The sequence below is a fragment of the Chitinophaga sp. genome (assembly GCF_036566945.1).
Classification (GTDB): Bacteria; Bacteroidota; Bacteroidia; order Chitinophagales; family Chitinophagaceae; genus Chitinophaga.
The window spans coordinates 1-6,873 of sequence record NZ_DATCVJ010000128.1 but is presented as its reverse complement, the minus strand read 5'-3'; the positions used below and the strand labels follow the sequence as shown (position 1 = coordinate 6,873).

General features: G+C 46.0%; 8 protein-coding genes. 2 read left to right on the top strand and 6 right to left on the bottom strand.

Translation table 11 applies throughout. From position 1 onward, the window contains the following. The 4 genes from VIP81_RS03715 to leuC all read right to left on the bottom strand — a co-directional run. Positions 1–150: isocitrate/isopropylmalate family dehydrogenase (locus tag VIP81_RS03715; protein WP_331957133.1), on the bottom strand; the 150-nt coding region annotated here is incomplete at its 3' end. A 35-nt stretch (positions 151–185) separates the two neighbouring features. Then, positions 186–785, bottom strand: coding sequence for a 3-isopropylmalate dehydratase small subunit (gene leuD / locus VIP81_RS03710; protein ID WP_331957132.1), 600 nt, complete (start codon positions 783–785; stop codon positions 186–188). Between the two features lie 15 nt (positions 786–800). Continuing rightward, positions 801–1,550 carry a class I SAM-dependent methyltransferase gene (locus VIP81_RS03705; protein WP_331957131.1) on the bottom strand — a complete coding sequence of 250 codons (750 nt, stop codon included), beginning with the start codon at positions 1,548–1,550 and terminating at the stop codon, positions 801–803. 105 nt (positions 1,551–1,655) lie between these two features. Next, positions 1,656–3,053: a 3-isopropylmalate dehydratase large subunit gene (gene leuC / locus VIP81_RS03700; protein WP_331957130.1), complete on the bottom strand. Its 1,398-nt coding sequence runs from the start codon at positions 3,051–3,053 to the stop codon at positions 1,656–1,658. A 153-nt stretch (positions 3,054–3,206) separates the two neighbouring features. Here leuC and VIP81_RS03695 point away from each other — a divergent pair, with 153 nt between their 5' ends. Continuing rightward, a complete protein-coding gene (locus tag VIP81_RS03695; protein ID WP_331957129.1) occupies positions 3,207–4,760 on the top strand; it encodes a hypothetical protein in 1,554 nt (517 codons plus the stop codon). Between the two features lie 55 nt (positions 4,761–4,815). Then, positions 4,816–5,385: an NADPH-dependent FMN reductase gene (locus tag VIP81_RS03690; RefSeq protein ID WP_331957128.1), complete on the top strand. Its 570-nt coding sequence runs from the start codon at positions 4,816–4,818 to the stop codon at positions 5,383–5,385. Here VIP81_RS03690 and VIP81_RS03685 read toward each other — a convergent pair. Together VIP81_RS03685 and VIP81_RS03680 are read right to left on the bottom strand one after the other, a co-directional pair. Then, positions 5,374–6,501 (bottom strand): hypothetical protein, encoded by a 1,128-nt coding sequence (locus VIP81_RS03685; protein ID WP_331957127.1) that lies wholly within the window; start codon positions 6,499–6,501, stop codon positions 5,374–5,376. The two genes, VIP81_RS03690 and VIP81_RS03685, sit on opposite strands and share 12 nt — an antisense overlap. Position 6,502: 1 nt before the next feature. Further along, a partial coding sequence (locus VIP81_RS03680) for an ABC transporter ATP-binding protein (protein ID WP_331957126.1) occupies positions 6,503–6,873 on the bottom strand: 371 nt, incomplete at its 5' end.

Here is a 6,873-nt window from a genome sequence, read left to right as displayed (position 1 = left end):
AATGGCTACGTGTCCCATGATGCCTTCTTCGAAAGTGAAAGTGTGATGATAATTTTTTGCAATGGTCATCAGCACTTTCTGGCCCCACGCTGTCACTTCCTGTCCGATCCCATCGCCGGGTATTACTAGTATTTTCTTCTCAACGCCCATATATGTGTGTAGCTTTTAGGATTTGGCTTTTATTATTAGAAATTAAATGTTCTTGTGGTTTCGTACTGTTCAATTTCCTTGCGGAGACTGAGCAGGTAATCAATATCATCGTACCCGTTCAGCAGGCATGTTTTTTTGTACTGATTAATATCAAAGCCTTCTTTTTCGCCACTGCTCACGATTTTAATAAACTGGTTTTCGAGGTCTACTTCCAGTTGAGCATTGGGATCTGCTTCTATCGCCTGGAAGATTTTATCCAGGAAGTCATCAGATACCTGTATTGGCAGAATGAAGTTATTGAGGGCGTTATTTTTGAAGATGTCTGCAAAAAAACTACTCACTACTACTTTAAAACCTGCATCTGCAATGGCCCAGGCAGCGTGTTCACGGGAGGAACCGCAACCGAAGTTTTTACCTGCTACCAGGATCTTACCACTGTAGATAGGATTGTTGAGTACAAAGTCGGCTTTCGGTGTGTTGTCGGACGCATAGCGCCAGTCACGAAACAGGTTTTCTCCAAAACCATCGCGGGTAGTTGCTTTCAGAAAGCGTGCCGGAATGATCTGATCTGTATCTATATTTTCGATCGGTACAGGTACCGCAGAAGAAACGAGGTGTTGAAATATTTTACTCATGATGAATTTTACTGTTTAAATTTTTGTGGCAGCTACCCGTAAGCGAACATAATCGGCATACAGTTCACCTTCTTTCATCAGCTGCGGGGCCAGCTCGTGCTGTACCTGCAGTAAGATGGCGCCTTTATCCTTTTCCGGTACATTGGCAAAGAAGTGGCCACCGAACATCTCCAGCCAGTCGCTGATGCCCGTTTCCGGGTTTACCAGTTTGGAAGGGCGGTCGAAGAAGTGTACCCTGTCAATTTTAAATCCAGCTTTTTCCAGCAGGGTGGTATACTCGGCGGGAGAAGGGAAATACCAGAATGGTTCGTACGTATATCCCCGTTGCTGCATGGCTTTTTCCAGTGATATCAGGATCTGTTGTACATTGCCTTTACCTCCCATTTCAATCACCAGTCTGCCACCTTTTTTCAGCTGTGCGTACATTCGCTCAATCGCTTTTTCTTTTTCACGTACCCAGTGCAGGGTGGCATTCGAAAAGATGCCATCAAACTGTTGTGGAAAGGAAAAGGTGGTGGCATCTGCTACTTTAAAAGCTACGTCAGGAAAATGAGTAGCGGCGCTTTGTATCATGGCAGCCGATGCATCTATACCGGTAACGATCGCTCCTTTCTGCGCCAGTTGCGCCGTGAGTTCACCGGTACCACAACCCAGATCCAGGATCGTTTCTCCGGCCTGCGGCTGCAACCAGTCAATCAGGCTGTTGCCATATTCAAACACGAAGGCATGTTTTGCTTTATATAAGTCTGCGTTCCATTGATCCATATAGCTTTTAGCTTTTAGCAGTTAGCAGTTAGTGTTTCTTCAGTTGGTGTGCGACAGGCACGCCATGTTTCTTTGATGCTCTCCAGGAAGCCTGTTAGCTAAAAGCTAAAGTAGCTCTCTTACATCTGTTACCCTGCCGGTAATCGCAGCAGCGGCGGCCGTCAACGGGCTAGCCAGGAAGGTGCGGGCGTTGGGCCCCTGACGACCTTCGAAGTTGCGGTTAGAGGTAGAGATGCAATACATGCCGGCAGGCACTTTGTCTTCGTTCATGGCCAGGCAGGCGGAGCAACCTGGTTCACGCAACTGGAAACCAGCTGCAGCGAAGATCTTATCGATCCCCTCTTCCATGGCTTGTGCTTCTACCTGTTTAGATCCCGGTACTATCCATACCACTACATCATCTGCCTTTTTTCTGCCTTTCACGAAATCGGCTACGAGGCGTAAGTCTTCGATACGGGAGTTGGTACAACTGCCAATGAAAACATAATCCACTTTCTTGCCCAGCAGTGCTGCGCCGGGTTCGAGGTCCATATAATCGAGCGACTTTTTGAAAGAGGGTCTTTCTTTTTCGTCCAGCTGCTCCAGGGAAGGAATGTGGCGGGTTACGCCCATGCCCATACCGGGGTTGGTACCGTAAGTAATCTGCGGCTCTATGTCGGCTGCATCGAAGGTGAGTACCTTGTCAAATTCCGCGTCCTGATCGGAGTACAGCGTTTTCCAGAAGGCGAGGGATTGGTCCCAGTCGGCTCCTTTAGGCGCAAATTCACGGCCTTTGATGTATTCAAAGGTGGTTTCATCCGGTGCAATCAATCCTCCACGTGCGCCCATTTCTATGCTCATGTTGCAGATGGTCATGCGCGCTTCCATACTAAGACTGCGGATGGCTTCTCCGGCATATTCCACGAAGTAGCCGGTAGCACCCGAAGCGGATATTTTAGCAATAATATATAGAATGATATCTTTAGAGAGTACGCCTTTTCCCAGTTGTCCGTTCACTTCAATCTTCATCCGCTTAGGCTTGTATTGCAGGATACACTGGGTAGCCAGTACCTGTTCTACTTCGGAGGTGCCGATACCAAAAGCAACGGCGCCGAAAGCACCATGGGTGCTGGTGTGGCTGTCGCCACATACAATGGTCATGCCTGGCAGGGTGATGCCCAGCTCAGGTCCTATCACGTGCACAATGCCCTGGAACCGGTGGCCCAGACCATACAGTTCTACCCCAAATTCGTTGGTATTCTTGGTCAGCATTTCCACCTGCTGACGGCTTAATGTTTCCTTAATGGGCTGATCCTGGTGTAAGGTAGGCACGTTGTGATCGGCGGTGGCCCTGGTTTTAGCGGGGCGAAATACAGGGATGCCGCGCTTCCGTAGTCCATCAAATGCCTGGGGGCTGGTTACCTCATGAATAAAGTGCGTGTTGATATACACGGCATCGGGATGCCCCGGCTTGTTCACCACGATATGGCCATCCCAGATTTTATCAAATAACGTTTTTCCCATCCTTTTGCTTCCTTTTAGAATTGTTTATACCTTCAAATCTAACGGTCATTAATTAATTGCCATATCGTTAAATTTGCTTTAATTACAACCTTTAAAAGCCCTGGATACATATCAATTTATTGATTATCAGTCATTTACAAGATTTTAATAACGATGCCCAACAGTCAAAGTGACGCCTTATTCATATTAATAAAAACACTTACAAAAGCCGAAAAGCGCAATTTTCAGCTGGCGTTCAATAAAAACAACACCAAAGAAGACGTATTATTCATCCAGCTTTTCACCACGCTGGACAAAATGAAGGAGTACGATGAAGAGCAGATCTTAAAGAAAGTCACCGATATCAAGAAACAGCAGCTATCTAACGTAAAAGCACACCTTTACAAGCACCTGTTGTCCAGTTTGCGGCAGTTATATAAACAAAAAGACCCACTCATCGACCTCCGGGAGCAACTGGATCATGCCCGGGTACTCTACAATAAAGGGCTCTACAACCAGAGCCTGAAGATCCTGGCCAAAGCCAAAACAATGGCGATGGAGCAGGAAGAGGTAATGCTCACGTATGAAATTGTGGAATTTGAGAAACTGATAGAATCCCGGCATATCACCCGCAGCCTGGAAAACCGCGCCGAGGTACTGAGTGCCGAATCCAGGCAGATAGAGCAACAGCTCACCAACATCAGCCGCCTTTCCACCCTGTCGTTACGCATGTATGGACTGTACCTGAAACTGGGGCATGCCCGGAATGAACGCGATGGTGAAATGGTGAAATCATTTTTTGAAAGCCAGTTGCCGGCGCTACAGCACGCCCATATGAGCTTTTATGAGAAAGTGTATATGTACCAGGCATCCAGCTGGTATTACTATATTTTACAGGACTTCGTGATGTACTACCGGTATACCCAGAAATGGGTGGACCTGTTCCGCCAATACCCTTCCCTGCAGCAAACGGACATGGACCTGTATATCAAAGCACAGCATAATTTGCTGACTGCTCATTTCTACACGTCTAATTCCGAGAAGTTCAAATCGGCCCTGCAGGACCTGGAAGATTTTATCCGGGAAAATCAGGACAATTTTCATGAGAACACCCGGACCTCTGCTTTTGTATATTTATATACCGCCAAAATAAACCGTTACTTCCTGGAAGGTACTTTCAGTCAGGGTTTGGCGATGGTGCCGGAACTGGAAACAGAGATCAGCAACCATACATTGAAAATAGATCAGCACCGGGTGCTGGTATTTTATTACAAAATAGCCTGTTTGTACTTTGGTAGCGGAGATAACAGCAAAGCCATTGTTTATCTCAATAAAATCATCAACTTAAAAATTGGCAACCTGCGGGCAGATATACAATGCTTTGCCCGCATCCTGCACCTGATTGCGCATTACGAGCTGGAGAACTACAGCCTGGTAGAATACCTGATTAAATCCGTGTATCATTTCATTTCCAAACACAAAGATCTTGGGTTGGTGATGGAAGAAATCATGAAGTTTTTACGCCGGTATATTTATGCCAATCCGAAGGCGTTGCGTAATGCATTCGTGGATCTGAAACAGCGGCTGGAACAGATTTCACAAGACCCTTATGAGCGTCGTTCCTTTCTTTACCTGGATATTATTTCCTGGCTGGAAAGTAAAATTGAAAGCATTCCTGTACAGGAAGTCATTCACCGCAAGTTTGTGAATAAGGAGAAACGGATCTAAACACCTTTTTCCCGTTAATAAAATTTATATTCGTAGACATAAAATCTACGAGCATATGTCTGTTGAAAAAGAGTATCATTTTATTGCTATCTCCGGTAGTCTCCGTAAAGGTTCCTATAACACCATGGCGCTAAAAGCGCTGCAGCAACTGGCCCCCTCTCACATAAAAATTGAGCAGGTACATTTTGACGATATTCCGTTATACAATGCAGACCTGCATACAGAACAATTACCTGAATCAGTAGTGCCGCTGGTCAAAAAAATCAAGGCTGCGGATGGTGTGATCATTGTTTCGCCGGAGTATAACTATTCTATCCCGGGTGCGCTGAAAAACGCTATAGATGTGGTGTCCCGGCATCCCGATAAACCTTTCAGTGAAAAAGCGGTGGCCATCATGGGTGCTTCGCAGGGGCAGATAGGCACCGCACGGATGCAGTATCATTTACGGCAGGTGATGGTATTTCTGAATGCTTATGTGGTGAATAAACCGGAGATTATGATAGGCCATGCACAAAACAAATTTGATGAATCGGGCAATCTCACGGATGAACTCCTGATCAAACAGTTGCCGCAGTTACTGGACTCCCTGGCCAGGCTGAGTGATAAAATGGCTTCAGGAATCTGATTCTATATAAGGTTCATACTGACGATATTTTTTAAAGAAGATAATGGCCGATGCTACCTGTAACAACAGAATAGCCGGCCATTCGTAATGTCCGAGAATCATGAATAATACAATGAAAGAAGTGACCATGGTATATCTCACATGTACTTCAGGATTCATCTTCGGAAAAAACAACATGGTACGGAATAAGATGAGCAATGACAAAGCGGTAGCAAAAACAGTGACGAGGCCCATGGCCGATGTTTTCGTATAGGCGTTCACCGTAATCATCATCATCTCCGGTAAAAACATAATAACATATACACCGATCAGCCGCCCATAATGTGTAACTAATTTAATGGGGAGATTTTCCATGAAATTGAGATAGGTATCATCAAAAGCACGATGGTGTACCATGAGCTGCATATGTACCAGCACACTCACCATCACGCCTATCTGTAATCCGCGCAGGTCAAAATATTCGCCCTGTCGCATTACGAGAAAGGTGAGCCACAAAACACTGGTGGAAACCAGTTTCACACTGACAATGCGCCGGGGAAAACTGGTGAATAGTTCGTACAGAAAAAACAGTACCGGCGGTTTGGTGAAATGCTGGTTGAGCCAGCGTTGCAGGTGGCCGGTAAAAAAGATAATATCCGGTTGCGTAAGTTTTCTTTCATATAACGTTAACGGCCATATGCAGTTGGCGATATTCACTAACACAATCAGACCGGCGGGTATATAGTAATGTTGTTGAATAGCCACCAGGAGCGCAATGCCTGCATATATCAGCACCGGCATATAGATGGCGGTGTGCAGCACGAACCAGAGCCGCATACGGGCTGGTTTGTGAATACTGCCCATGGTGGGGAACAGAAAATCGTATCCCTGCAATTGGAATGTTTTCAGGATAAATCCACTGCATTTTAATGCGTAGGCAGTCCACAGCAGAAGCACCATAAAAAGAAAAGAGTAATTGCCCAGGAATCCGAGCATTAATCCTTTATGATAATTTAAAAGATTAGCGCCGTTGACGATGCCAAACAACACGTAGAACAATACGAGAAAAAATCCGGTATTCTCCACATAAAACCTTTGGGTAAATATTTTGCTGAGTATCGCTGAAGTGGAACGCATATTAACTGAGCGTAATGTTTTTATGAGCTACTTTCAGTGTGCCCGTTACCGTTAATTCTTCCGGATCCAGTGGCTGGTGGGAAGTGATACAAAAAGAAACGCCTTTGGCGCTATAAGTGCGGATCAGGTCATACAGGATGGCCAATGCGCGGGTATCGATAGTGATCAGTGGCTCGTCGAGCAGGATCAGGGCGGGGTTGCCGGTGAAGGCCTGCAGCAGTGACAATTTTTTGAGCATGCCGCTGGAGTAGCTGCTTACAGGGTTATTAACAAAGATATCCACACCCAGCCGCTCACTGATTTCCCGGATCTCCTCCCGGTTGCCTCCTTTGGTTTGAAGGTAAAGGTCCAGTAAGTCGCGCGCCGTAAGGA

Excerpts from the sequence above, each read along its gene's own strand:
- leuD (WP_331957132.1), bottom strand. The coding sequence starts at position 785 with ATGAGTAAAATATTTCAACACCTCGTTTCTTCTGCGGTACCTGTACCG.
- VIP81_RS03705 (WP_331957131.1), bottom strand. The coding sequence starts at position 1,550 with ATGGATCAATGGAACGCAGACTTATATAAAGCAAAACATGCCTTCGTG.
- leuC (WP_331957130.1), bottom strand. The coding sequence starts at position 3,053 with ATGGGAAAAACGTTATTTGATAAAATCTGGGATGGCCATATCGTGGTG.
- VIP81_RS03695 (WP_331957129.1), top strand. The coding sequence starts at position 3,207 with ATGCCCAACAGTCAAAGTGACGCCTTATTCATATTAATAAAAACACTT.
- VIP81_RS03690 (WP_331957128.1), top strand. The coding sequence starts at position 4,816 with ATGTCTGTTGAAAAAGAGTATCATTTTATTGCTATCTCCGGTAGTCTC.
- VIP81_RS03685 (WP_331957127.1), bottom strand. The coding sequence starts at position 6,501 with ATGCGTTCCACTTCAGCGATACTCAGCAAAATATTTACCCAAAGGTTT.